The sequence below is a fragment of the Lactobacillus johnsonii genome, from assembly GCF_013487865.1.
In the GTDB taxonomy this organism is placed as follows: domain Bacteria; phylum Bacillota; class Bacilli; order Lactobacillales; family Lactobacillaceae; genus Lactobacillus; species Lactobacillus johnsonii_A.
Map to the genome: position 1 here is coordinate 1537690 of NZ_CP047409.1, position 25999 is coordinate 1563688.

27 protein-coding genes, 1 tRNA gene and 1 pseudogene are annotated in these 25999 nt (G+C 33.9%); 6 read left to right on the forward strand and 23 right to left on the reverse strand.

All coding sequences use genetic code 11. The features are described from left to right. Window positions 1-20 precede the first annotated feature (20 nt). The gene (ytpR, locus tag GTO82_RS07415) at window positions 21-668 is read right to left on the reverse strand and encodes a YtpR family tRNA-binding protein (protein ID WP_004897815.1); all 648 of its coding nucleotides are present in this window, start codon (window positions 666-668) and stop codon (window positions 21-23) included. A 24-nt stretch (window positions 669-692) separates the two neighbouring features. Beyond that, a complete protein-coding gene (locus GTO82_RS07420; RefSeq protein ID WP_011162352.1) occupies window positions 693-1013 on the reverse strand; it encodes a thioredoxin family protein in 321 nt (106 codons plus the stop codon). A gap of 129 nt (window positions 1014-1142) precedes the next feature. Here GTO82_RS07420 and GTO82_RS07425 point away from each other — a divergent pair, with 129 nt between their 5' ends. After that, window positions 1143-1526 carry a hypothetical protein gene (locus GTO82_RS07425; RefSeq protein ID WP_180873073.1) on the forward strand — a complete coding sequence of 128 codons (384 nt, stop codon included), beginning with the start codon at window positions 1143-1145 and terminating at the stop codon, window positions 1524-1526. 72 nt (window positions 1527-1598) lie between these two features. Here the strand turns inward: GTO82_RS07425 and trmB are convergent, their stop codons facing one another. Genes trmB through GTO82_RS07440 form a run of 3 tightly spaced genes read right to left on the reverse strand, consistent with a single transcriptional unit; the run spans window position 1599 to window position 4217 of the window. Further along, complete coding sequence (trmB, locus tag GTO82_RS07430) at window positions 1599-2255, reverse strand: tRNA (guanosine(46)-N7)-methyltransferase TrmB (RefSeq protein WP_180873074.1); 657 nt, start codon at window positions 2253-2255, stop codon at window positions 1599-1601. Window positions 2256-2266: 11 nt separating this feature from the next. Further along, window positions 2267-3478 carry an ABC transporter permease gene (locus tag GTO82_RS07435; protein WP_180873075.1) on the reverse strand — a complete coding sequence of 404 codons (1212 nt, stop codon included), beginning with the start codon at window positions 3476-3478 and terminating at the stop codon, window positions 2267-2269. Then, window positions 3471-4217 carry an ABC transporter ATP-binding protein gene (locus GTO82_RS07440; RefSeq protein ID WP_180873076.1) on the reverse strand — a complete coding sequence of 249 codons (747 nt, stop codon included), beginning with the start codon at window positions 4215-4217 and terminating at the stop codon, window positions 3471-3473. Before GTO82_RS07440 ends, GTO82_RS07435 begins: the two co-directional genes overlap by 8 nt. A gap of 95 nt (window positions 4218-4312) precedes the next feature. Between GTO82_RS07440 and GTO82_RS07445 the strand changes: the two genes are divergently transcribed. The 4 genes from GTO82_RS07445 to GTO82_RS07460 all read left to right on the forward strand — a co-directional run bounded on the left by GTO82_RS07445 (window position 4313) and on the right by GTO82_RS07460 (window position 6686). Further along, window positions 4313-4747: an HIT family protein gene (locus GTO82_RS07445; protein WP_155693014.1), complete on the forward strand. Its 435-nt coding sequence runs from the start codon at window positions 4313-4315 to the stop codon at window positions 4745-4747. A gap of 82 nt (window positions 4748-4829) precedes the next feature. Then, on the forward strand, window positions 4830-5318 hold the full coding sequence (locus GTO82_RS07450) for a YtxH domain-containing protein (protein ID WP_180873077.1): 489 nt from the start codon (window positions 4830-4832) through the stop codon (window positions 5316-5318). After that, the gene (locus GTO82_RS07455; RefSeq protein ID WP_180873078.1) at window positions 5318-5668 is read left to right on the forward strand and encodes a YtxH domain-containing protein; all 351 of its coding nucleotides are present in this window, start codon (window positions 5318-5320) and stop codon (window positions 5666-5668) included. Before GTO82_RS07450 ends, GTO82_RS07455 begins: the two co-directional genes overlap by 1 nt. Window positions 5669-5789: 121 nt before the next feature. Further along, the gene (locus tag GTO82_RS07460; protein WP_004897825.1) at window positions 5790-6686 is read left to right on the forward strand and encodes a peptidylprolyl isomerase PrsA; all 897 of its coding nucleotides are present in this window, start codon (window positions 5790-5792) and stop codon (window positions 6684-6686) included. A gap of 56 nt (window positions 6687-6742) precedes the next feature. Here GTO82_RS07460 and GTO82_RS07465 read toward each other — a convergent pair whose 3' ends face one another. Genes GTO82_RS07465 through GTO82_RS07485 form a run of 5 tightly spaced genes read right to left on the reverse strand, consistent with a single transcriptional unit; the run spans window position 6743 to window position 13799 of the window. After that, complete coding sequence (locus GTO82_RS07465) at window positions 6743-7720, reverse strand: 3'-5' exoribonuclease YhaM family protein (RefSeq protein ID WP_180873079.1); 978 nt, start codon at window positions 7718-7720, stop codon at window positions 6743-6745. Continuing rightward, window positions 7720-10158, reverse strand: coding sequence for an AAA family ATPase (locus tag GTO82_RS07470; protein ID WP_180874111.1), 2439 nt, complete (start codon window positions 10156-10158; stop codon window positions 7720-7722). The genes GTO82_RS07465 and GTO82_RS07470 overlap by 1 nt, the downstream gene beginning before the upstream one ends. Then, entirely contained in the window at window positions 10139-11362 is a 1224-nt protein-coding gene (locus tag GTO82_RS07475) for a metallophosphoesterase family protein (RefSeq protein WP_180873080.1), read from the reverse strand. The genes GTO82_RS07470 and GTO82_RS07475 overlap by 20 nt, the downstream gene beginning before the upstream one ends. Window positions 11363-11367: 5 nt before the next feature. Then, window positions 11368-11721 carry a YlbF family regulator gene (locus GTO82_RS07480; protein WP_180873081.1) on the reverse strand — a complete coding sequence of 118 codons (354 nt, stop codon included), beginning with the start codon at window positions 11719-11721 and terminating at the stop codon, window positions 11368-11370. A 20-nt stretch (window positions 11722-11741) separates the two neighbouring features. Next, entirely contained in the window at window positions 11742-13799 is a 2058-nt protein-coding gene (locus GTO82_RS07485) for a PBP1A family penicillin-binding protein (RefSeq protein ID WP_180873082.1), read from the reverse strand. A 105-nt stretch (window positions 13800-13904) separates the two neighbouring features. Between GTO82_RS07485 and GTO82_RS07490 the strand changes: the two genes are divergently transcribed. Further along, window positions 13905-14753, forward strand: coding sequence for an RluA family pseudouridine synthase (locus GTO82_RS07490; protein WP_180873083.1), 849 nt, complete (start codon window positions 13905-13907; stop codon window positions 14751-14753). Between the two features lie 37 nt (window positions 14754-14790). On the opposite strand, the gene GTO82_RS07495 is transcribed toward GTO82_RS07490, so the two are convergent. The 13 genes and pseudogenes from GTO82_RS07495 to GTO82_RS07555 form a co-directional block, all read right to left on the reverse strand. Next, a tRNA-Leu gene (locus tag GTO82_RS07495) sits at window positions 14791-14874 on the reverse strand. 144 nt (window positions 14875-15018) lie between these two features. Further along, the gene (locus GTO82_RS07500) at window positions 15019-15171 is read right to left on the reverse strand and encodes a hypothetical protein (protein WP_004893577.1); all 153 of its coding nucleotides are present in this window, start codon (window positions 15169-15171) and stop codon (window positions 15019-15021) included. 445 nt (window positions 15172-15616) lie between these two features. Then, entirely contained in the window at window positions 15617-16402 is a 786-nt protein-coding gene (locus tag GTO82_RS07505) for an aminoglycoside 3'-phosphotransferase (protein ID WP_180873084.1), read from the reverse strand. 26 nt (window positions 16403-16428) lie between these two features. Then, window positions 16429-17460: a serine hydrolase domain-containing protein gene (locus tag GTO82_RS07510; protein ID WP_180873085.1), complete on the reverse strand. Its 1032-nt coding sequence runs from the start codon at window positions 17458-17460 to the stop codon at window positions 16429-16431. Window positions 17461-17837: 377 nt separating this feature from the next. After that, a pseudogene (locus tag GTO82_RS07515) lies at window positions 17838-18347 on the reverse strand (uracil-DNA glycosylase family protein); the annotation flags it as partial. Between the two features lie 81 nt (window positions 18348-18428). Then, window positions 18429-19064 (reverse strand): Crp/Fnr family transcriptional regulator, encoded by a 636-nt coding sequence (locus GTO82_RS07520; RefSeq protein ID WP_180873086.1) that lies wholly within the window; start codon window positions 19062-19064, stop codon window positions 18429-18431. Window positions 19065-19083: 19 nt separating this feature from the next. After that, the gene (locus GTO82_RS07525) at window positions 19084-19629 is read right to left on the reverse strand and encodes a DNA-binding protein (protein ID WP_180873087.1); all 546 of its coding nucleotides are present in this window, start codon (window positions 19627-19629) and stop codon (window positions 19084-19086) included. Continuing rightward, window positions 19629-19859, reverse strand: coding sequence for a heavy-metal-associated domain-containing protein (locus GTO82_RS07530; RefSeq protein WP_180874113.1), 231 nt, complete (start codon window positions 19857-19859; stop codon window positions 19629-19631). The genes GTO82_RS07525 and GTO82_RS07530 overlap by 1 nt, the downstream gene beginning before the upstream one ends. Before the next feature lie 26 nt (window positions 19860-19885). Beyond that, a complete protein-coding gene (locus GTO82_RS07535) occupies window positions 19886-21787 on the reverse strand; it encodes a heavy metal translocating P-type ATPase (protein WP_180873088.1) in 1902 nt (633 codons plus the stop codon). 222 nt (window positions 21788-22009) lie between these two features. Further along, window positions 22010-22567, reverse strand: a complete 558-nt coding sequence (locus GTO82_RS07540) for a hypothetical protein (protein WP_180873089.1) — start codon at window positions 22565-22567, stop codon at window positions 22010-22012. A 338-nt stretch (window positions 22568-22905) separates the two neighbouring features. Continuing rightward, a complete protein-coding gene (gene rlmD / locus GTO82_RS07545; protein ID WP_180873090.1) occupies window positions 22906-24258 on the reverse strand; it encodes a 23S rRNA (uracil(1939)-C(5))-methyltransferase RlmD in 1353 nt (450 codons plus the stop codon). A gap of 49 nt (window positions 24259-24307) precedes the next feature. Beyond that, on the reverse strand, window positions 24308-24991 hold the full coding sequence (locus GTO82_RS07550) for an MFS transporter permease (protein WP_180873091.1): 684 nt from the start codon (window positions 24989-24991) through the stop codon (window positions 24308-24310). Then, window positions 24984-25688 carry an ABC transporter ATP-binding protein gene (locus GTO82_RS07555; RefSeq protein ID WP_023599872.1) on the reverse strand — a complete coding sequence of 235 codons (705 nt, stop codon included), beginning with the start codon at window positions 25686-25688 and terminating at the stop codon, window positions 24984-24986. Before GTO82_RS07555 ends, GTO82_RS07550 begins: the two co-directional genes overlap by 8 nt. Window positions 25689-25999: the final 311 nt, after the last annotated feature.

Consider the following 25999-nt stretch of genomic DNA (forward strand, 5'->3'; position numbering starts at 1 on the left):
TACTAATTAATAGAATTATTTTAAAGGCTAATTTGACCACTAGCTAATAATTCATCACACTTAGTTGGTTCAAATTCATCGCCAGCTTTAAAGTCGTCAGGAACAACCATAATACCACGCTTTTGAGGAGCATGTGCTAAGCCTAATTCGCGTGCTGAACAAATCATACCGTATGAATCAACACCACGAAGTGCACCTGGCCAAATTTGTTGACCATTTGGCATTAAAGTACCAGGAAGTGCCACAACTACCATTTGGCCTTGAGCAATATTTGGAGCACCACAAACGATTTGGTGTTCTTCACCATTACCCACATCAACAGTAGTTACATGTAAGTGATCTGAATCTGGATGTGCTTCACAAGTCTTAACGTAACCATAAACAAGAGTTGGCTTTCCAATTTCTAGCTTAGTATCAAAACCAGCTTCAGCAATTTTCTTGTTTAAAGCATCAACTAATTCTTGTGTTGGTTTAACTTCACCATTTGGTAACTTATCGTAGTCTAAAAAGCTACTTACGTTAAAGAAATTAAATCCAATGACTTCTCCATCTTCATTTTCAACTCTTGTAACTTGATCTTTCTCTGTGAACTTACTACGACCTTTATCTTGGTCCAAAATCACAATTAAAGTATCAGGGTAACTTGTTTTATTGGTAGAAATAATCATTTCTAGTAAATTTCCTTTCCTAGACTATTTGAGAGAGTTAAGGAAGTTTTCTACTTCTTCTTTAGTCTTTCTGTCCTTATTTACTAGTCTACCAATTTCTTTGCCATCTTGGTAGACAACAAAGCTAGGAATTCCAAAGATATTTAATTCTTTGGCTACATCAATTGATCCATCACGGTCAATCTTATAGAATTTTGCATCAGGATTATCTTTTTCAATTTGTGGTAAAAATGGGTCTAAGAAGCGGCAATCTGGGCACCATGTAGCTGAAAATAGTAATACTACTTTTCCATTTTTGGTAATTTCTTTCAACTTCTCAGGAGTTAATTCTTTAATTTCTTCCATTTATCTCACCTTTTCTTACTTTTTATAAGTTATAATAATTTTACATCCTTTTATTTCAAAAATCTAGTGTCAGATCTTTTAGCTTAAAAACGATCTACAATAAAAATATAGAAAGAAGGTATAAAAACAATGGTTGATATGAATAAGAAATTACTCCACGCCGGTTATCAATTACACTTAGTTTTTGACGAAATGGTTCAAGATATTAGAAAAGATCCTGATAATTGGATTATGATTATTGAAAAAAATATTGACCAAATTTCCTCATTAATTTCTGCCTATCATAAAATTGCAGCTACAATTACCACCAATACTCGAAAAAATGGACTACCTGCACACTTAAAATCTGCTTCAGATGATACCTTAAAAGTGATGGACGGATTTAATGATGAAATTCTTACTTTCGATAATTTTGTCGATAATAGTGACCATATCAAAGCCTTTACCAAATTTTTTAGGGCCGTCAATTATACAAACGAATTACTTCTAGAATTAAAATTGCAAAACAAATAATTAGACTAAAAAAGTACCTAGGATTAAATTTTCCTAGGCACCTTTTTGTCTTTTCAAAATATTTTTATCAATTTATTTTACAAAATGTGCATGCAAGCAGTAAATTGGATTACCCTTAGCTGCAAATTTATGTTCATATTCAGTCTCAACATTTCTTTCAAAAATTTCATCATCTGCGTGATGTAAATCTAGACTTACATAGTCAAATTTCATCCCATAATTATTAAGACTTACTAAACTATATTCAAATAATCCTCGATTATCTGTCTTAAATTCTAAATGTCCCTCTGGCTTTAAAATTTGACGATACTTATCTAAAAAGCTCTTATAAGTTAATCTACGCTTTTCATGACGTGTCTTTGGCCAAGGATCAGAAAAGTTTAAATAAACAATATCTACGCTGTTTTCTGGTAAATACATTGCAATATTAGCAGCATCCGCACACATCAATTGTAAGTTATCGATCTTTTCTTCAAGCTTAGTTCTTAAAATCATCCCTGCAGCTGTTGTTTGGAGTTCTACTCCAATAAAATTCATTTCAGGATGTTCTTTAGCTAAAGTAGTAATGAATTGACCCTTTCCTGAACCAATTTCAATTGCTAAAAGCTTAGAAAAATCATCGAATCTTTCTTCCCAGTTAATTTTCTTATCTGGATCTGGCTCATTTAAAATTGCTTCTGGATGTTCAGCTACTAATTTTTGAGCCCAAGGTTTATTTCTTAATCTCATTTTTTCACAACCTAATATCTAACTTTTTTAAATAACTGTTCAATTTTACTTGGTAAATAAAAATATAGCAATAAGAATGTTAAGGCAAATAAAGCAATAATTCCACCAAATGCTTCTAATTTTTGTGGAGAAAAGATTATTATTGCCAAACTAATTAATTCCCATTCAAGTAACATTCCCTTTTGTAGAACTTTTCTTAGTGCCTGTCCTCTAGAAGCAAATGGAATTGGCATTACATGATACATCATATTATGCTCATATACTGTTCCTAGTGGAATCAATTGATAAAGTGTTAAGAAAATGATCAAGGCACCAGTACCAATTGTCCAACCTGCATCTTGCAAGCAGGCAATTAATAAAATTGCAAACAGAATCATTCTAATCAATAAATTACTGTACTCTGGATCTCGCAATAATACTCTTTGGTAAATAAAAGTATTGGGCGTTTGATCAGTCGTTTTAATTAAGAAGTCTAAATATTTTCTTCTAGAAATTCGAACTTTCTTATCTGGTACATCAGTAAACATACTATAGAAATTATTCAGTAAGTCTACTCTTCTTTCTTCATAATCTAATGCCTTATACCAGTCAAACATCTTTCCTTGTGGCAAATAGTCTACTCCAACCCAAGCAGCAATCGCTACCGTAGTATAAATAATTGGATTAGGGTAATGGCCTAAAAAGGAAAAATACAAGACTAGGAAGTTAATTCCTAGATATAACCAAGTATTGTAATAATCATATTTGTTAAAATAGAAACTTCTAACAATCAATTTAAATTGTACATTCTTACTGATAATCAAACCAATCACAATAAAAATCAGGCCACCAATTGAAAAGCCAGCTCTCATTGTCGCAAAAGGCAATAAAATTCCTGACACCAGAATAATTAAAACAACAGGTAAGATCATATTATGCAGATATAAAGGCTTAAAATACGCCTTCATTTCGTTATCTTGATTAAAAAGAAAATGTTCATCTGCCCTATCAAATAAAGTAGCAAAATGACCAATTCCCAAAGTTGCAGTCCAAATCAAGGCTAAGAGTGGCCTGTAGAACCAAAGATTATTGGGCCACTTTTTAATATTTTGTGCATACCAAAACATTAAGGCTCCAAATAGAAAAATCAAAGCCAAGATAAAAAAATCATTAAAAACTAGAGTTAGATAGTGCATCTGCTTTTTAAAGTTTTTATTGAGTCTACTCTTAATTAAGTCAGTCATGCTTCTTCACCGTTTCCTGATTTAAAATTTGATATAAACGATCAAATGAATCGCTTGGCTTTAATCCATAAAACTGTCTAATTTCATTTAAACTACCCTCAGTTTCAATTGTGCCATTATTTAAGACGGCAAATGTCTGAACCGCTTCTTGTGCTTCAGCTAAAACATGAGTAGTCATTAAAACCATCTTTTGATCAGCAACAGCTTCTTTAACTAAATCAATAAAATTAGCTACCGCTAAGGGATCAAGACCAGTAAATGGTTCATCGATTACTAACAAGTCCGCATTTGCTAAAAAGCTAGTTACAATCATTACTTTTTGCTTCATCCCTTTAGAAAAGTTAATTGGAAGCCAATCCAGCTTATTTTCTAAACGAAACATTTTGCATAATTCTTTTGCTCGTACCCAAGCTTGATCATGATCTAAATCATAGGTAAGCATTACTAACTCTAAATGCTCTTTCAAAGTTAGTTCCGGATATAAAATTGGGGTTTCTGGAATATAAGCAACCATCTTTTTAAATTCGGCAGGATTTTCAGTTAAGCTTACCCCATTCAAAATAATCTTGCCCTTTTGCATTCTTAATAATCCAAGCAAGTGCTTAATGGTCGTTGATTTACCAGCACCATTTAATCCAATTAAACCAACAGCTTGTCCCGGTTCAATTGTTAAATTTACATTTTTAATGACATTAATCCCGGAGTATCCTCCAGTTAAATTTTCAATTTTAAGTGCCATTACTTTTTCCTCTCTACTGCAATAAGATACATATTTATGATAGCATGAACATAAGTTAAACTAAATTTTCTTTTCATTAAGAAAGGGGTCTTATCATGACAGAATTAGAAAAGGATTGTTTATTTTGTAAAATCATTAGAGGAGAAATTCCTTCTTACACAGTTTTTGAAAACGACGATGTCAAAGCTTTTCTTGATATTTCTCAAGTAACTAAAGGACATACTCTCATTATTCCTAAGAAGCACTTAGTTAACTTCTTTGATTATAGCCAAGAAGATGCTGCTAGATTTTTACAATATATTCCTGTTATTGCACAAGCAATTAAAAAGTCTGATCCAACTATTAAGGGATTGAATGTTGAAGTAAACAACGGTGAAATCGCTGGACAAGTTGTAATGCATTCACATATTCATTTAATTCCACGTAGAAGCGAAAATGATCCTGTTTCTACTCCTCATGTAAACAATGCAGATGAATATTCAGAAGAAGATTATCAAGCAGTTGCAAGCGCTATCAAAAGCAATCTATAATAAGAGTAATTTTTTCTTTAATGCGGTACAATAAAGGTGGTTATTAAGTTAAAAATTATTGAATAGATAAGAGGTATACATTATGTCTGGATTTTTATTAGGAATTCTTACAGGTACTGTTGCAGGTGGCTTATTGTCATACGCTAAGAATCCATTAAGTGGTAACTCAATCAGAAGTGATGTTAAGGACTCTGCAGATAATTTCACTGATTCAGTTCACCGGGTTAAGACAATTTACGATGAACTCGAAGAAAAGAGAATGGAACAACCTAAAGAAGAAAACAAGACTGAAGAAACAGATACTACTGAAACTCCAAGTGACGAAGAAGTTGAAGTTTCTGACCGTCCTTCACTCAAGGACAAGGCTCATGATTTAGTTGATGCTTTCTCTGCTGCTTCATTCAAAGCTGTTGACCATGACCGTGTCTTTGCTGCAGTTAAGAATAAATTAAATGAAGCAAAAGAAGATCTTGAAGACGCAAGCGATGATGTTAAGGACGCTACTGAAGATGAAGAAAAAGTAGATAGTAACTCTGGCGCAAGCGAAGAAGAACATAAGGAAGAAAATTAATGAAATTTTTTGGAATCGGATTAGGTTTAGGAAGCTTAGCAGGATTGGGGATCTCTCTTCTTCCAAATCCACAAACTGGCCATAAAGTTAAAGAAGATGTTCGGCTCTTTTTAAATGGCACAAAAAATGATGCTTCTGCATTAGTTACCAGTACAAAGCAAGCTACACAAGCTGCTAATGAATTAATGAATAATCTACCACAAGCTGAACAAACAGTTAAAGACATACAAAATAACTTAACTGATTTTCAAAGTTCAATTAAACCAGAAGTTGATCAAATGAAAGAAAATGTTTCTAATTTAACTAAAGAAGCAAAAGACACAGCTGATGGAATTAAAAATGAACTTTAATTTTAAGATTTGTTAGTCTTTTTTATAAATATCAAGAAAACTCCTATTGTCCATTGGGATAATAGGAGTTTTTATGTTATATTTGAACTTGTAATTAAGCAAAGGATGTGCAAATTAATTTATGAATAAAACATGGAAAAAAGCAGCTACTGTTCTAGCTTTTGCAGGAATTGCCTTAAGTGCTACTGCTTGTTCTGGTGGTAAAGCTGTCGTTACTTATAAGGGCGGTAAAATTACCGAATCACAATATTACGACAAGATGAAAGAATCTCAAGCCGGTCAATCAACTCTTGCCAGCATGATTGTTTCTGATGCCCTAGAAAGTCAATACGGCAAAGATGTTACTCAAAAGCAAGTTGATAAAGAATACAATAAGTACAAGAAGCAATATGGTAGTCAATTTGACTCAGTTCTTGAACAAAATGGAATGACCGCTTCTACCTTTAAAGATAACTTAAAGACTAATCTTTTAACTGAGGCTGCTTTGAAGCACATCAAGAAGATTACTCCAGCTCAAGAAAAGAAAGCTTGGAAGAATTATCAACCAGAAGTTACTGTACAACACATTCTTGTTTCAAAGAAGAGTACAGCTGAAGATGTCATCAAACAATTACAAGATGGCGGTGACTTCAAGAAACTAGCTAAGAAGTATTCTACTGATACTGCTACTAAGAACGATGCTGGTAAACTACCTGCATTTGACTCAACTGATTCTACTTTAGATTCTAGTTTCAAGACTGCCGCATTTAAGCTTAAGACTGGTGAAATCACTACTACTCCAGTTAAGACTCAATACGGCTACCACGTAATTAAAATGATTAAGCACCCTGCTAAAGGCACTTTCAAGGAACACAAGAAACAAATTGATAACCAAATCTATCAATCAATGTCTGAAGACCAAAACGTTATGAGAAGCGTAATTGCTACTGTTCTTAAGCGTGCTGATGTTTCTATTAAGGATAAAGACTTAAAGAACGTTCTTTCTCAATACGTTTCATCAGATAGTCTTTCAAAATAGAAATTTTACATAATATAAAAACCAAGGTTAAAATCGTCATTAACCTTGGTTTTTATTTACTCTAATTTTGGTGCTTTATCTAAAGCATCATCATTTTTAGGCCTGTAAAATCTACGATTGTCTTGTGACTTAATAGTTTCAGTAAATTCTCCTGGTTTAGTTTGCTGCAAAGCATTAGTAATTGCATAAACTGTAGCGTCTAAATCATCAATTTTATGTAAAACTTCAGCTTCTAGTACTACTGGCCGATGAGCTGCACCATATTCCGGTAAGCCATGATGTGATAAAACTAAATGCCGCAAGAGCATTAAGTCTTCACTATGCTCATCAATTTTCAATTCATGAGCTGCTAGCATAATCTGCTCATCAATTAAAACCAAATGTCCAATCAAATTTCCTTCAGTCGTATAAGTCGTTGCTACAGGACCCGATAGTTCAATTACTTTTCCCATATCATGTAAAATGCATCCCGCATACAGAAGTGACCGATCAATTTGAGGATAAGTATTAGCAATTCCTTCTGCATCCCTTAGCATTGAAACAGTATGGAATGCTAGTCCATTTCTGACGGCATGATGGTTAGATTTACCAGCTGGATATGAGAAAAAATCTTTATTCCATTTTTTAAGTAAGTAGCGGACAATTCGATTCCAGGTTGGATTTAAGATCTCAAATACACGTTTATTAATTTCTTCTTCAAGATCTTTTTGTTTAATTGGAGCTGAATGAACAAATTGACTTAAGTCATATCCTTCATTTGGCCCCACTACTCGCAAATCATAAATTCTTATTTGTGGTCTATCTTGATACTCTTCTCTTCTACCACTCAATTCCACGATGGTTCCTGGACTAAAAGTATCCGCATCCTGTTGACTAGCGTTCCAAAGATTTCCTCTAATTGTGCCACTTGAATCGCTAAATTGTAAAACTAAGTATTGTTTGCCATTTTTACTCGTACGAAGACTTGAATCTTTTAAAAGTAAAACCAAATTCATGTCTTCACCGTCATTATAATCAAGCAACCTCTTTATCATTATTGTTCCTTTTCTATTCTTATTGGTTCCATCTCAAGACTAGCTACTAAATCTTGTCGTGCTGTAAAAATTAAAACTTGTGTCTTCTTAGCCAACTCTTCTAATAATTTGACAATATAATTGGTTCTTTGTGCATCAAAGTTTACAAAAGCATCATCAATCAAAATTGGCAACGCAATTTTATCTGCAACTTGTTCTACAAAGGCTAATTTCAAAGCAAAATATAATTGCTCACTTGTCCCACGAGACAGATATTCAACATCAAACTTTTTACCATCTTCTCTTTTAACTTTAAGTTTTTTATCTAATTGGATATCAACATATCTTCCACCAGTTAAAAGATTGAAATATTTCTTCGCATCTTCAATCATCTTAGGAAAACGCTCATTTGAGGCTAAATCTAAGCCTCGCGCGATCCAGTTGCTAGTTAATAAGTTAGCTAAATATTCTTTAACATTTTCACCCAATGATGTTTCTAGGTCAGTTAATTTTTGTTTTTCAGCAAAATATTTATCAGAATTTGCTAAGACATGCATCTGATTTTCAAGTTTTGCATTCTCTGCATGTAGATCATTAATTTGATCTTGCTTTTGAGAAATCTGCTTTTCTATTTGATCCTTATTCTCTGTTAATTTATTTGGATCTTTTGCAATTTCTTCTAATTGTGCGAGATCAGCTTGCAAATCATTTTGCAGCGCTTCAATTTTCAACTTCAATTGTTCTTGTACTTCGGCTTGTTGCTTTAACTTAGAAAATTCTGCAAAATCAGTAACTTTACTTGCCGCAAATAAATTAGAAAGATCAATTTTATTCTTAGCTAATTGGTTCTTTTTTTCTTGTAAATGTACTGCCACATCATTTAAATGTTGCTTAGACAAATTATTCTGATCAATTAATTTTTGTAACGAATTCAACTGATTTATAATATCTGAAAATGTTTGAACATTTCTTTGAGTAAAAGGATATAACTCCTGAACAAAAGCTTGAATCTTTTCATTCAGAGAAGCTTGATCTTGATCTAGTTGACTAAGTGTTTGCTTTTTAGATTCAATTTGAACTACTTCGTTCCACAAACTATTTAGGTCAATGACATTAGGATCAAGTCCATATTTTTCAATAAATTCTTGGTCTTTTTGGCTTTTCTTAGTATTAGTTTGCTTTGTCCAAACAAATAGTCCAAGCCCACCTAAAGCAATCATTACTCCCAAGAAACGCACAAATAAGTTGTTAATCGCGATTGCACTAAAAAGTCCTGCAACTAATAAAATTAATGATAAAATTCCTGGCAAATTATTATTTTCTTGCTTTTGACTCTTTAGAGCTTGATAATCGTCTTTGATTTTTGTTCGAGTTTCACTTGATAATTTGCTTAATTTAACTGCTTCTGGCTGAAACTGTTCATAAGACTCTAAATCTTTCTTGGCAGTTTCAATTTGCCGGTGCAAATCTTTACTTTCACTTTCCCAATATAAAACTTCGGCCTTATGATCAACTAATGCTTGAATTTTATCTTTGTTAGATAATTCGCTACTGTTCTTAATTTCATCAAGCTGCGTCTCTAAATTTTTAATATCAGCTGTTAAATCCGAAATCTTACTTTGAATAGCCTGTGCTTTCTCATAACTCTCTTTAGAAAAGGAAACAGGTTGTACTTCCTCTCTAAGTTGCTGATACTGCTTAAAATTAGTTAGCTTTTGCATCAATAGACTAATTTTTTGCTCTTCTTTATTTAATTCAACTAGTTCAGCTTGAATTTTTTTAAGCTCTTCCTTTTCTTGAGTTAATTTTTCTTCAAGTTCACGATAATCATTAAGTTCATTATTAGTTTGGGCTAAAACTTCTTTTTGCTCTTGAATTTGATTAATTAATTGATTAACTATCGGCTTACGTCCACTCTTTTTAAAAAGCTTCTGAGCATTATTTGAAAACTCATCTCTTAAATCAAGTAATTTGTGACTTTGGGATGCTCCTAAAAAGTAAATTTGTTCCATTAATTCGGCCTGAGATAATCCATTTACCTCACGCATCATATCCTGATTAAAAATAAAGCTGTCAGTATAAAAACTACCATCTATATTTTGGATACGATCAAAAAATACACTCTCTGGTACTTCTTGATCGTTTAAACTAACTTTTAATACACCTCTCTTTGGATCACCTTTTGCATATAACCGGCTTAAAATAAAGGTTCCATCTGTATCTTCAAAAGTTAAACTTCCACCCATTGGACTAACATGATCCAAAGGTTGGTAATTCTCAAAGAAAGGTGATTTATTAGTTCTTAGGTGAAAGCCAAATAGAACTTGCTTAACAAAGGCTACAGTTGTACTTTTTCCAGCTTCATTCGCACCTAAAAATATCGTTAAATCTTTGTTCAAATTAAAAGTCACATCATTTAATTTTCCAAAGTGAATAATTTTAATTTGAGTTAACTTCATCATTTATATCCTTTAATTTTTGTCCCAATTTAACCTTTGCTAATTCTTTTACTTCATCAATAAATTCAGGTTTCTTTAAAATATCAGCAACATAGTCACTTTTTTTACTTAGATCATTAGCTAACGCATAAATCTTATCTAGTTCAAAAGTTTCACTTTCAGCTTGATCAAATGCTTCTGTATCGGCTGTTCTAAGTTGGAGTTTTTCATTATTTGTCAGATAAACTTTTACAAGTCTAGAATCAAATTTTAAAGAATTAGAAAGCTGAAGCCAATAATCACTGTCCTTAACTAATTCTAATTCCTTTTCACTTAAATATTGGGCTCCTTCAATTGTTAAGCCAAATAAAGTTTTTTGCACATTTTTCTTATTCAAAATTTCAACTATTTGTCTTGTTAGATCAGTTTGTGAAATTTCTTGATCCAAAGTTAGGGTTGCCATTTGCCAAATAATTAGTGCTGTTTCAATAAAATCTAGACTTACTTTTTTAGTTGGTTCATCTACTGTACCAATATATACACCCTTACTACCTTGTTCGTTAATATGTCTCCCCTGGAGATTACCACTATAAACAATTAATGGCTCTTCACTTAAAGTCTGACGTAAATGAATATGACCCAAGGCAAAGTAATCATAATTTAAATCTTTAATTTCAGCCGTTGTAAATGGAGCATAAACATTCTGATAATTTGTAGTAGTCTTAGCACCCGCATGCATTAAACCAATAGTAAAGTTATCTCCTTTTTTAGGAAATTCACTAATCTTATCAGCTTCAATGTGATTATGTTGATAAGAAAATCCAACTACTGTATACGGAAAATCCTCTTTAGTTTTAGATTCAAATTCTTCTACTTCTTCATTAGAGCCTAAAAGTTTGAAGTAGGGTGTTTGGGGTAATAACATCTCATCCGGATTCAAATAATCATGATTTCCTAAAATCATCACAACTTGAATTTTTTGATCTGTCAGTCGTTTTATTTCACGATTAAAAAACAGTTGACTCTGAGGGCTAGGATGAACTGAATCAAATGTATCACCCGCAATTAAAACTAAATCTACATTTCTATCTAACGCTGTATCAATTGCTTTAGTGAATGACTTTTGGGTAGATTGTTTAATATTTTTAAATTCATTAGATGGCAAAAAAGATAGTCCTTGAAAGGGACTATCTAAGTGCGCATCTGCTAAATGCATAAATTTCATACTAATTATTTTACCTTTAAATCATCATATAAATCGCCGATTGGCTTAGTCATAGCTTGTTGAACGTCATTGATCATTTGGAAGAGAGCTTGTTCCTTGGTAATCATGTCTTTTAATTCATCATTATTACGAACTTCTTCATTGATCTTTTGATATTCTTTTTGTGCTTCTTCAGAAAGTGGTTGACCAGAATTTTGAGCAGCTAAAATTTGTTGTTGAAGCTTATCCATTCTTTGGTATAAGTCTAAACTTTCTGGATTGTTCTTTAAATTTTCAAGAGATTTCTTCAAATCTTTGAATTGTTCTGTTTCTTGCAAGTCCTTTGCTAATTGATTAGCGTTATCGTAAATATTAACCATTTTAAATAAAAACTCCTTTTTTAACGACCTAAAAGTCCTTTAAGATTATTATACCATTCGGTGAACTTAGACCCAGTATCATTGATTCCTTTTTGTACTTGTTGACCTAAATTCCCAAGCCAGTCTGAATTTGCACCTGTATCTTTGGCTATCTGTTGGGCGCTTTTTTCCTTAAATTGCGTTTGAGAAGTATATGGAAGTAGCCGCTCTAATTCAGATTTATACAAGTGAGTAATTCCAGTTTCTGAGATACCCTCCATATAATGTTCTTGATCAGTCTTATCAAAACCTACCCATGTTGATAAAACAACATCTGGAGTATAGCCAACGATCCATTGGTCTTTTGTACCAAATCCATAACTATCTGGTACCTCAGTTGAACCAGTCTTACCTGCCACTCTAAAACTTGATGGTTGAGCTGATCTACCAGTTCCTGAAGTAAATACACCCAAAAGCATTGATGTCATTTCTTTAGCAGTATTAGTTGAAATAATTCGGTGATTGCCAGGATTCTTGTTTTGAGCAATAACATTTCCGCTAGCATCAGTGATTTTAGTAATACAGTAGGATTGATTTGGTAAATTACCTTCGTTAGCAAAAGCACTATAAGCTCGTGCCATCTGCAATGGTGAAACTCCAGTTGAAAGTCCACCTAAAGCTAATGCCAAGTTTTGATCACTCTTATTAACGTGAATGCCAAAGTTTTCCACTGATTGAACACCCTTGCTGACACCAATCTTATCTAAAAGCCATACTGCTGGTACGTTCTTACTTTGAGCTAGTGCTTCATACATTGGAATTTTATTTGAGTATTGATTGTCAACATTCTTTGGCTCATAACCGTTTTTCCCAAATTTTTGTAGTTTATTAGAAAGTTCAGAATCATAATGATAGCCGCTCTGTAAGGCTGGTGAATAAACAGCTAGTGGTTTCATAGTCGAACCAGGCTGACGTTTCATTTGGGTAGCACGGTTATAGCCGCGAAAGACGTGTTGTCCTCTACCACCAACCATTGCTCGAACAGCTCCAGTCTTGGGATCCATTGCAACACTAGCTCCTTGCACTTTAGTACCATCACTGGCATTTGGTGGAAAATTCCAGCTTTCTTCAAAACTATCTTGCAAGGCAGTTTGATAACCAGTATCTAAAGTCGTGTAGATTTTTAGCCCTTTATTCATCACATCTTCTTCTTTTAAGCCATAACGATCTATTGCTTCATCAACAACAGCATCAAAGAAGTAAGGGTAGCGATAGCCATCTTCTTGAGAAAATGTATCATTAAGTGTAAGAGTGGTCTTCTTAGCATTATCAGCTTGCGTCTTAGAAATCTTACCTGTATCAGCCATCAAACCTAAAACAACGTTTCGCCTTGAAATTGCATTATCCATATGATCAATTGGATTATAGTAGCTTGGACTACGAAGCATACCTGCAATTGTCGCGGCTTCCCCTACTGTTACATCACTGGCATTTTTTCCAAAGTAGCGCCTTGCTGCATCCTGAACACCCCAAACACCATTACCGAAATACGCATTGTTCAAATACATTGTTAAGATGTCTTTTTTAGAATAGACACGATTAATTTCGATCGCAAAAAAGAGTTCTTCTAGTTTTCTAGAAAAAGTCTGCTTTTGCGTCAGTAATGCATTCTTGGCTAGTTGTTGAGTTAATGTAGATCCACCACCAACAATACCGCGATGGATTACACTACTGATGGCTGCTCTTGCCATCCCCTTTACACTAAAACCAGGATTTTTATAAAAAGTCCGGTCTTCTGTAGCGATGACAGCATCTTGAATATAAGGCGATATCTGGTTCAATTCTACAAAAGATCCCTTTTGTGAGTATAGAGATCCAGCCTTTTGATTTTTATCATCATAAATCGTGGTTGTAGTAGAAAGTGCTGCCTTCATATTAGAGATGTTCGAAGTTTTTACCTTAACGGTATAATATGTACAAACGAACAAACAACAGGACAGTAATATTAAAATTAACCAACGCCAAATTTGAAAACGATGGTTGAAGTTTTTAATCGCTAAATGAACGCGATGCCAAAACTCATGATTTTGGGAATGCATAAAATTAAAACTCCCTTTTCGTCAATAAACCTAATATGACGATTTTAGCATATCTTTATTTGAAAAATAGTGTTTTAAAGGTTAAAAATTAGATAAGGTGAAAAAATGACTATATACCAATATTCGCTTACATATCCCGACCATTTAACGCCAATGAGTGTTGATAGGCTAATGCGTAAATTGCTTATTCCAAGAAAATGGCGACACTTTTTACGTAGTGAAAAGAAAGTATTAATTAATGGAAAATATTTACCACTTAATTTTTTAGTAAAGCCTGCAGATAAGATTGAAATTCAGCTTGATCATGTTGAAAGTGATCAACAAACTTACCAACCTAGTGGAAAATTACCTCAAATTGTCTATGAGGATAATGATATTTTAGTGATTAATAAACCATCAGGACAAAAGACACATCCTAATTTAAATGAAGAAGATACAGCCTTAAATGACTGCGCAACTTATTTAGGCTATAGTCCTTTTATTGTTCACAGATTAGATATGTTGACTAATGGTCTTTTATTAGTAGCCAAAAATCCTGCGGTCGTACCAATTTTAAACAGGCAATTAACTGATAAAACATTGCATCGAGAATATTTAGCCTGGATTTCTAACTCTCCACAAATAAAAAATATCGGTACTATTGACCTTCCAATTGGTCACAATCCCAATGATCAAAGAAAAAGAATGGTGAGAGAAGATGGACAAAAAGCAGTAACTCACTATGAAATAATAAAAAGAGATAAAGACCGAGCACTAGTAAAACTTACACTAGAAACTGGGCGAACTCATCAAATCAGAGTTCATTTAGCTGCTCTCGGTGCCCCAATAATTGGTGATCCCTTATATAATTCGACTTATCAAGATGGGGAACAATTACAGTTAACAGCCTTTCAACTTACCTTTAGAAAACCCTTTAGTTTTGAAAATAAAACGGTTAAATTAGAGAAAAAATAAAAGAGATATGCAAAAACATGCACATCTCTTTTATTTGTGCCTCAAACAGGAGTCGAACCTGCACTCACTTGCGTGAACAGCGACCTGAACGCTGCGCGTCTGCCAATTCCGCCATTGAGGCAACTTTTTGAACACATCTATCATACCAAAAAGTTAATAAAGTTGGAAAGAAAAATCTTAATTACAGAACAAGATAATCTATTTTTTCCATTATCAGTGTGTTCTAGTCAACAAAACTTCCTTCTGAAAATTATGCTTTTTATTTCTATTTAGTTTTCTTTTTGAAAATACTCAATCCAAGTGCAGTAAACAAGCTACTAATACCTGCCAAAACTAAGATAGTACTATTGTTTTTACTTTCCGCCTGTGGCAAGCTTGCATTATTTCTGGAAGTTGAAGCTACATAGCCATTATTCATCTTATTATTTATTCCAGAGGAAACATTTTTATGGTTACTTGTCTCCGTAAATTTATTATTCGTGCTTTTTTCTAGATTATTTGCAGGTATATCTAACTTTGAAGCTAATAATGTAGCGGAAATACCATTAGTTTTGGGTTGATGGTTTTGCTTATTCTCTAGTGCATCTAGTTTTGTGACTGAATTATCATTTTGAACTGGTAATTTTTCAACTGTCGATTCTGAGCTCTTTTTTGAATCATTGATGTGGAAGTTAGAATGGCTATCTTTACTTCCTATCTTATTCTTTTTTTCTTAAATCTATATTTTTAGGAGCCCAAACATCAAGTTGCTCACTTGTATAATCTTTTTCATTCACAGTATGAACTGTATTATAGAAAAGATTAATTAACTTTTTACAATCCCTACTTTTATATGACCGCAAAATCTTTTTTTCTATACACTCCTACCCAAAAACCTCAGCTGCAGCAATCACCTTTAATAGCGACTCATCTATCTTATCTCTTCCATATGCATCAAGAAAGCGATCACGATATTTATTAGTTTTTAAATTAAACCAAAGAGTCCAAACGCCCCAAAATAAATCAATATGTCGATCGCCGACTCCGCTGCAGTCAACGTCAATAAAGCCTGAGAACTTCCAATTATCAAGAATAATATTTGGTAAACAGTAATCTCCATGAAGTAAAACTTTGTCCTGCAAAGCATCTTTACCTGCTTCCAAAACCTGATGAGCTTCTTCTGCTGATCGGTAACCAAAACTATCAGGAAAAGCCAACTTATCATAATTTCCTGTTTGGTAGTTTTTCTCAGCGGTTGCTAAATATTCCCTGGTTCTCTCCATAACCGGACAATCAGTGTAATCTGTTTCATGCAGTCTTCTTAATTCGCAAGCAATGGTATCGCATAAGCGTTCCGGATTTATGAGATATTCTGAATAAACACAGTCTTCGCCCTTCACTGCCCTTATTAAAAGCCAATCATAATCATTTGCAGTATAATCTAATACTTCTGCGCTAAGTCCTTTTGAATAAAAGTACTGTGTCATCTTGGCCTCTTTTGCTAGCTTTCCAGGTTTAGCTCTTTTTAAATAATAGCCTTCGTCTCTATCTATAAAATATACTCTTGCTTCAGGTGAAGAGGAACTGTCATAAATTGGTGATCCAGAAATAAAATTTTTAATCTCTTTTGGTAATTCTTCTGGAATTTGAGTAATTAAAGTCTTTTTCATAGATTGATTCCGTTAATAAATACCAATTACAACTCTCCATAATAATGATGCAAAATATAATCAGATGTTCTCTTTAAAGTTAGATAGTCAATATTATTAGAGAAAAGCATTATCATTTGCTTAGTTTTGTAGTCAGCCACAAAGCAGGAATTATATCCTGGGATACTACCTTCTGCGCGAATTATATTCCCCTTAAAATATACTCCACCAAAGTAGTCTACCTCTTGACCTTTAGTTTGCTGAGAAAATTGGTTAATCATCTTAGAGTCTTTTAAAACTTCGTTATAAACGAATTTCCAATAATCATTTGGAGATATAAATAAATTTCCTGCTCCAAAGTCAGAAGATGTAGTCACTGTTACTGTATGCCAGCTAACATTTTCGTTTAACGGTTGCGGAATTTCTTTTTTATTAACTTCAGAAAAATCTTTTATCTGATTAAGATGAAGAGGCTTTGCAAATTGCTTTTGAATGTAATTATTATAAGTTAAATTACTTTCTCGACTAATAATTGCTGCCAATAATTCATAGTCTACATCCTGATAATCCCAAGTATGAAGATGGTCATATTGCATATGGTCAAGCATATAAGCAATTTGCTCTTGCTGGTTTTTAAGCGGCGCAGATGGGCGAGCATTATTAATCAATCCACTTGTATGATTCATTAATTCCCGAATTGTTATATCACTGCTACCTGGAACCTGAGGGAAATATTTAGCTAAAGGCGTATTCCAATTAAGCTGCTTTTTTTGTTGAAGTTGATAAATTCCAGTTCCTGTCATAATTTTTTGCAAAGAAGCTGTAGGAAACAATTGATTAGCCTTCACTATCTTTTCTTTATTAGTAGTTTCATTATTTTCCACTACAACTGGTTTTCCGTCTTTGCCACTGACTAACATTACCCCATTAATATGATGAGATTTCATGTAGCTTTTAAGGTCTTTCGGTGTATTTCGGCTTCCAGGATTCATCTTATCGACCGGTATTACAAATAAAAGCAATGAAAAAGCACAAAGCGCCATGACAATATATAAAATGAATTTTTTTAGATGATGCATAATATTTTCCTCTTTGTGTTATGCCAGTTTTTAATAGAGCTTTTCCTTTTATTATCTTTCTTTAATTGTAATTCTTGGATATCAAGATCCTCAACCCTTTTAAGACAAAAAAATATGCTGCATGTTTTTTACAAAGCATACAGAATTTTTTTATTTTAATAATCGTTATTTCTTCTCCAGTACTGCTACAGCTTCAACATGCAGTGACTGGTTTCTGACAATTGCACATTGGGGCTAAACGGTCATGTGGCGCGGTTGACTATGTCTGTGTAATGGTAGCTCTTATGTCTACACAACCGTTATGCCCCATGGATTTAAGTATTTTCAACGTTACTCAGAGTTAAGAATTTTAATCAGTCTGTGGAAACCTATTGGTGCCATATTTTATTTCGTGGTGACGGATGAACGATTGGAAAATAGTCTGGCAGGTATTGCTGATAATCCCTGACACTATCAGTCAACCGATCTTTATATCCTAGATGAAGGTAGCTTCTCGTCGCATAAGCGCCCACTAAAATGGTTGACTGAATATCAGGCATTAATTTCAATAGCTGTGGATGCCAATTTTGAGCAAATCCTTTACGCGGTGGGAGATTACCAGACTTGCCTTTCCCGGGATAATAAAAATCCATTGGTAAAATTGCAATCATTCCATAATTATAGAAAACGTCTCTCGAAACCCCTAACCAGGTCCGAAGACGATCACCACTAGGATCATCCCAGAATTTCATTTTTTCTTGGGCAATTCGTCCTGGTGCTTGACCAATGATATTTATTCTGGTAGATGAAGAAGCATAGTAAAGTGGCTTGATCCCTTGCTTTGTAAAAGATTCATTATCAGGATCTGCTTGAATTTCTTGAAAAATTTTTTGAAATTCACTTTGCATATAATATGATCCGCCTTTCTCTTATTTTCTAAACTGATATAACGTGTATATTATCAACTAAGCAATAATTGCCTAATTAAACTAATTTTCGAATAATTCAATTCGACGTAATTGACGTTTCAGTTGACCTTGCTTTTCTAATAAAGCAAATTTACGAGACAGGGTCTCAGGTGTTGTTCCAAGGTATAAGGCTAAGTCCTTCATTTTTAAGGGTAAGGTAAAATTATTTTTACCAATTTCATCTGCATATGTTTGTAAATACTTTAATAACCGGTCTTCAACCTTCGGCAAAGCCAACAAGTGAATTTGTTTTTGCATTTCCGAAACTTTAACAATATTTAGTTCCAATAATCGAATACTTAATTCTGGCTGTTTATGCATTAACTTCAGTAGATCCTGTCGTTTTAATAAACAAATTTTACTGTGTTCCGTAGCCTCGACGTAATTATTGATATTTTTTTGACCAAAAAGCCAATCCTCACCAATATAATCACCTGTATGCAAGATTTGCAAAACATTCTCATAGCCGTCTTCATCTAAGGTGTACTGCTTAGCGTTACCATCAGCGACAATTACTAAATTATCATTTATCGTTGGATCAATTATCACTTCACCCTCTTGATAGTTTTTATGCTGAACTAATTTTTCGATTTGCATCTTCTCATCCTGAGGTAAAGCATTAAATAGTGGTACTAAGTTAACACATAAATCAGCCATTAAATTCATCGTCCTTTAATTAAAAGTCATCATCGTCGTCTTCGACATACAATCCTTCTTTTAGTTCATGATCTAAGAAGTCTTGAGTTACCCGAATTTGCTCCTTAATCCAAGCCATTAAATTAGTTAAATTAGCAGATAATTCTAGCCAACTTTCATTGTTAGCTAAAGCAATTGCCTTAGTAATGAAGAGCGTTTGCGTATCAAAATCTTTTACCAAGGCAAACAATTGCTTATCACCTGCTAAATATTTACTACTGCCATCTTCTTCTAGCATAGTATATTCCTTAAATTGAGCTGTAATTGTTGGAATACTTTCACCATTATTAACCAATAAGTGATTCAATTGGTCAAATTCCTGACGTTCATAAGCAATCCAACCAGCAGCTTTTTCGGCTAAAAAAAGACTAGCAGATCCTTTAGCAAATAAGTTAGCTTGGTTAATCTTTAAAGAATGGATTAACAAGTTAGAAATAATGTGACCAGTCATAGCAGCTGCGGTTGGCTGATGGTGATCAAGGTCGCTTTGCTTCAATTCCGCCTGGTATTTTTCTTCTGCATTCATCAGTTAAGCTCCTTTTCCTTAATTCCTTGTACTTCATAACCCATTTTTTCAATCGCTGTCTTGACGTCAACAGTTTTAGTCTTATCAGGATCCAGCGTAAATTTTAGCTTTCCTGCATTGAATAAAACTTTTATTTGGTCGGTTCCATCCAAACTACCAACCGCCCTTTCAATTTTGCTTAAGCATGAAGGACAGGTCATGCCAGATATTTTCATCAGTACTTTTTTTATGATTAAATTACCTCTTCCTTATTAATTTACATATCTAATGCTACTTTGTTTTGTTGATTATAAACTTGATGATCGTCAATTTTTTGCTGAAATTTGATTAATCTCATCCCGTTCAAGATAACAATTAAGATACTAAATTCATGAATAAACATCCCACTTGCCATTTCAACATAACCCGCAAACAAACCGATGAACAACAATAAGACTGTCAGTAAAGCCATCACGATATTTTCATTCATGTTCAAAATTGTCTTCTTGGATAAGCCAAGGGCATAAGCGATCTTCCGCAAGTCATTTTTAACTAAAACTATGTCTGAAACTTCAATGGCAACATCCGTTCCACTACCAACGGCAATTGCAACATTAGCATTAGCTAAGGCCGGACTATCATTGATCCCATCACCAATAAAAGCAATATGGTGTCCCTTGGCTCTTTCTTTTTTAACAAAAGCAGCCTTGTCTTGTGGCAACATTTGACCATGAACTTCATCGATTGACAACTTCGCCGCAATTCGTTCAGCAGTTTCTTGATTGTCTCCAGAAAGCATAACTAACTTTTTAACCCCTAATTCTTTTAAGTGGGTTAAAGCATCATTAGCTTCTGGGCGCAATTGATCTTTAATGCCAAAAACAGCTAATTGACTTTGGTCTTCATTAGCAAAAGCGACAATTGAATTACCTAATTGACTCAAATGATTAATTGTCTTATCCAATTTTGCATTGGTACGGGTATTTTCAACGATTAAGTCTTGGTTACCTAAATAATATTTTTGATTATTTAAAATGGCGATGATTCCCTTACCCTTAACAGTTTCCACTTTAATTGAAGCTGGCTTTTGTTTATTTAATTTGGCAATTGCCTGAGCTAAGGGGTGGTTACTTTGACGCTCAATCTGAGCAGCTAATTTAATAATTTCATCTTTGGACCCATTTAATACCTCAATTGCACTAACTTCTGAATGTCCAACAGTCAAAGTGCCGGTTTTATCAAAAGCAATTTCATCAATCCGGTGAGTTTGATCCATTACTTGCGATCCTTTAAACATAATGCCGCTTTTAGCACCATTACCGATACCAGCAACTGTAGATACTGGTACACCAATAACTAGAGCACCTGGGCAGCTCAGCACCATGACCGTAATAGCTAACTTAAGATCTTTAGTAATTAGGCCCACAGCAATCGCAATTACAAGTACGGCAGGAGTGTAATATTTGGAAAACCGGTTAATTAACTTTTCTGTATGTGACTTTGTATCTTGTGCTTCTTCAACCATTTCAATAATTTTACCGAAAGTCGTATCTTCACCGACTGCGGTAGTTTCGACAGTCAATGTACCGTTTTCAAGGATAGTTCCTGCATATACTTCATTACCGGCTTTTTTATTAACTAATTTAGATTCACCGTTAACACTGGCTTCATTAAGATAACCAGAACCTGAAATAACCTTGCCATCGACTGGAACCTGATCACCAGTTTTAACTAAAATCTTCTCACCAGGATCAATGAAATCGACGTCTTCTTTCTCAGTTGAGCCATCATCTTGAACAACTAACGCAGTCTGTGGTGCCATTTTGGTTAAATCAGCAACGGCTGACCGCGTTTTCTTTAGGGTTAATTCTTCCAGTACATCTCCTAACATGAATAGCCAAGTAACAATGGCTGCTTCATTAAATTTACCAATAATGAAAGCACCGATGACTGCCAGCGATACTAAAACATCAATAGAAATTAATTTAACCCTTAAAGATGAAATAGCCATCAAAGCAATTGGAAGCACTCCGACAATCCCCACGATAAGCATTAAAGCCTGGTATGGTAAATTTATGTGCAATAGCCATTTAGATCCTTCAGCAAGCAACAGCAGAATAGTATTAACAAGCAAAAGCTGCTTTTTGTACCTCATAAAAAATTGTTGTAACTTAATCATTTTTCACCTCTCCCTTTCTTGACACTACACATTATAGGTAAAAAACAATTTAGGTGACTTGACTGTTATCAAGATACTAGTGTCTTTTTATATTTATCTTTTAAGCAAAAAATCACAGTTTTATCGTGTAAATTTTGTTTAATAAAAGAGAGAATATACAAAAAAGACTAGAAACCATGCAAAAAGCATAGACTCTGGCTTTCAAATTTCAGTTCTATAAAATTAATGTGCTAATTTAATCTCTCCAGCAGCAATTGGCAAAGTTGTATGTGCATCATAACTCATAACATTACCGGCAACGCTAGATGGCAATTTAAGATCCGCTGGTACGCCGTGAACATAAACTACTCGTTTGTCTAATTGTAGATCGTCACTACCAAATGCTTGCTTAAATTTTGCTTGTAAATCTTTTAATGGAACATCCTTATCATATTCATAATGACCGTATTTATCTGCAACCGGGTAGCCATCATGGGGAATGTTCATTTCTTGTGGTGCATCATCAAAAGGAACCATCGTTGTCCCAGATACTGCCTCTGTTTCAGGTAAATCAATAAAGCCATCATGATTCACGTCCTGCATTAGCGTCGGAACATGAGCTTGTTTTCCATCTGGAAATCCATGGAAATGTTCCCAATGTTCAATATTGGCAGGCGTATCAAACATTTCCACATGAATATGAAGGCTATTACCATTTTCACTGAATGTTGCTATTCCATGCGCCTGTGTTTCAATTTTATCCGCATTTATTGGTTTAATTTTTGCAATATAGTCGACCATATTTCTCATCCTTCCATTTGATTATTGCGATATAAATTTGGCATAAAAGCATTTTACAAAAATTGATTAAAATCAATAAATTAAATCTTTGATTATAAATATCTTTAATAATTAACATCCATTATCTTATCGTCATGTCAACCATTACTGCTTCTCTCATCAACTTAACCAACTCAACTCCCCAAAACACATACTTATCTACACAACCTAAAAATCCAACACGTTGTCCACTCGACCCTCTAGCTCAACAAGCAAAAAGTGTACTAATTCCAATCACCAAAAGAGGAATTAGTACACTTCCGATCACCTAAAAATGCCGTTACGCCGGCATTTATAACCTATTTTTCTGTACGTTCAAGGACTGCTACAGCTTCAACATGAGGGGTTTGCGGGAACATATCAACTGGATCAATTTCGTCAAAGTCATAACCTTGTTCCTTGAACAGTTGTAAGTCACGCACCATGGTTGCTGGATTACATGAAATATAAACAATCTTCTTCGGATTTGTTTCTACAGCAGCTTCAATAAATTCTGGAGTAAGTCCCTTTCTAGGTGGGTCAACGAAGATGACATCGGTTTTCAACCCTTCTTTAGCCCAGCGCGGCATTACTTCTTCTGCTTTACCTACAACATATTCTGCATTAGTGATGCCATTTAATTTAGCATTGGCATTAGCATCTTCAACAGCGGGCTCAATGACTTCCATCCCCCGCACTGCCTTAACGTGCTTAGCTACACTAAGACCAATGGTACCAATACCAGAATAAGCATCGATTACGACATCATCTAGCTTAAGATCAGCTTTTTGAATAGCTAAATCATACAAACGTGGAGTTTGTAGAGAATTAATTTGGAAGAAACTTTGTGGAGAAATTTTGAAACTAACATCCCCAATTTTATCGGTAATTTGTGGTTCTCCCCAAAGCAAGTAATCCTTTTTACCTAAGATCACATTTGTCTTTTTAGGATTATGATTTAAAACTACGCTAGTAACGCCTTTGATCTCACTAATTTCTTTAGTAACTTCTTTTAATTGTGGAAAATCTTTATGTAAGCATACTAAAATAACCATAATTTCGCCTGTTGCTTTAGAGCGGCGAACTTCAAGATAGCGCACTTCTCCCTTATTACGATTTTCATCATAAGCCGGAACATGATTCTTTCTCAAAATGTTGCGTACTTTAATTAAAACTCGATCAACTTCTGGATCCGTAGTAAAGAAGTTAGTTAACGGCACCAAGTCATGAGAATGCTTTCTAAAAAAGCCAATATCAAGCTTGCCATTAACTTCACGTACTGGCACTTGTGCCTTATTCCGATAACCCGTTTCTTCTGGACTAGGCATCGTTTGACCAACTTTAACATTATCTAAGTCTGCTTTATGCAGTAAATTAACAACTTGATTACGTTTAAATTCAAGCTGTTTATCATACTTAATATGAGCCAGTGATGCAAGCCCTGTTTGAACCCATTGGCGAAGTTTCACGTTAATCCGATCTGGACTCTCTTTTTTAATTTTTTCAATTTTAGCAAAAGTAAAATTTTTCTTTACTTTTAAAATTTTGGCAGAAACAATTTCACCCGGAAGAGCGTTATTTACAAAAACTGTCATCCCATCTAAATGAGCAACACCCATTGCTTCATAAGATAAATCTGTAATTTCTAAGTCAACTATTTGATTTTTTTGCATAATTCAATCCTCAATATTTAGATACTTGTTACTATTTTACTAAAAAATGTTATTGCTTTTTAAAAAAGTACGCACTAAAAATACTTAAGATAATTCCTAAAATTAAGCCGCAAATGATTAAGCTCCATGATCCCCAAACGAAGTCGCCTTTTATCCAAAGATTATTTAAAAGCATTCCCCAGTCAAACGGCCACCACATGCTCCAAGTTGTACGACTTAAAAACATGGCTAAAATTGATCCTAAAAAACCAACTCCTAGTGCAAAATATAGGTTAGTAATTCTCACAAGCCAAGAATAAAATGGTACCAGCCATAAAGATGCTAATAAAACTCCAATTACTGAACAAATCATGAAGCCTATTTCTTCGGTACTTGAGAAAATAAAACGAACACAGATCATCAAAACTATAAAAATCACGCTTATGATACATGCTTGAATAATTCCATGGAGAATTCTACCAATTTCATAGCTTAATAAGTCTTGTGGGGACGTCAATATTTCTCTAAATTTTGTCGCTTGTTTTTGATAATAAGTACTAATACCGACAAGTAGTCCGATTGACATATTCAACCAGAAATAACCCCATTGTCCCATCATTAATTGAACTAGATATTGGTTATCCCAGAAAACAGCAGCCATCATCAAAACGGCAATTAATGGTAGTAGCCATACTAGTAAGCGAACTACACTATGTTTCGTTTTTAAAAATTCAACTTTTAAAATATTAGTCATGCTTTATGCCTGCCTTTTCTAAAGTTGAGATAAATAATTCTTCTAAATCTGTTTCTGGTTCATAGTCTTCTTCTAGGAGCAATTTTCCATCACCTAAAATAGCAATTCGATCTGCAACCTTTTGAATCTCAGAAAGCATATGACTAGCTATAATTATTGTTTTTCCTTGCTTTTTCTCTAACATCAAAAGTTCACGCAATTCATGAATACCAAAAGTATCAAGCCCATTTGTTGGTTCATCCAAAATAACTAAATCAGGATTTCCCATAAAAGCCAAGGCAATTCCCAAGCGTTGTCTCATCCCTGTAGAAAAACCTTTGACCTTCTCTTGATTATGGTCTCCAAAGCCCAAAGTGTTTAAAATTTGCTCCTGATTTTTATTTTCAACACGGTGAAGTTTTAGTTTTAATTTGATATTTTCCTCAACAGTTAAATTATCAAACAGTCCCGGTTCTTCAATTAAGGAACCAATTACTTTTAAATCTTCTCTCTTCCAATTTTTATCTTTGAAAGTAACTACTCCTTCAGTTGGCTTTTCAATTCCACTAATTATTTTTAATAGTGTCGACTTTCCAGCTCCATTTGGTCCCATAATACAGTAGATTTTGCCAGTAGGAACATGAAGATTGATTTGATCTAGAACACGCTTATGTTTAAAATTTGTTCCTAATTCTTTGGTGGTTAAAATATCATTCATCTTAATCCCTCAATTTAAATTTTTAGTTTTTCTATACCTATCTATTTTACCGCTCAGACTACATAATTCGAAATCTTATTATTTTTATTAATAAATTCATTGACATCTTTTTTTAAGCTTGCTATCATAATTGCAATAATTATCGTCACAGTAGTGCTTATGTTAGGCGTCAGAGAGCTGGTGGTGAAGTGCGAACCAGTCAGGCATGAGTTACGAATTACAACGATTCATCTTTATTCGGCCACAATCAGTGCCGTTACCACCTGATTAGAGTGCTGCAATCTGCAGTAAATAGGTGGTACCACGGTAAT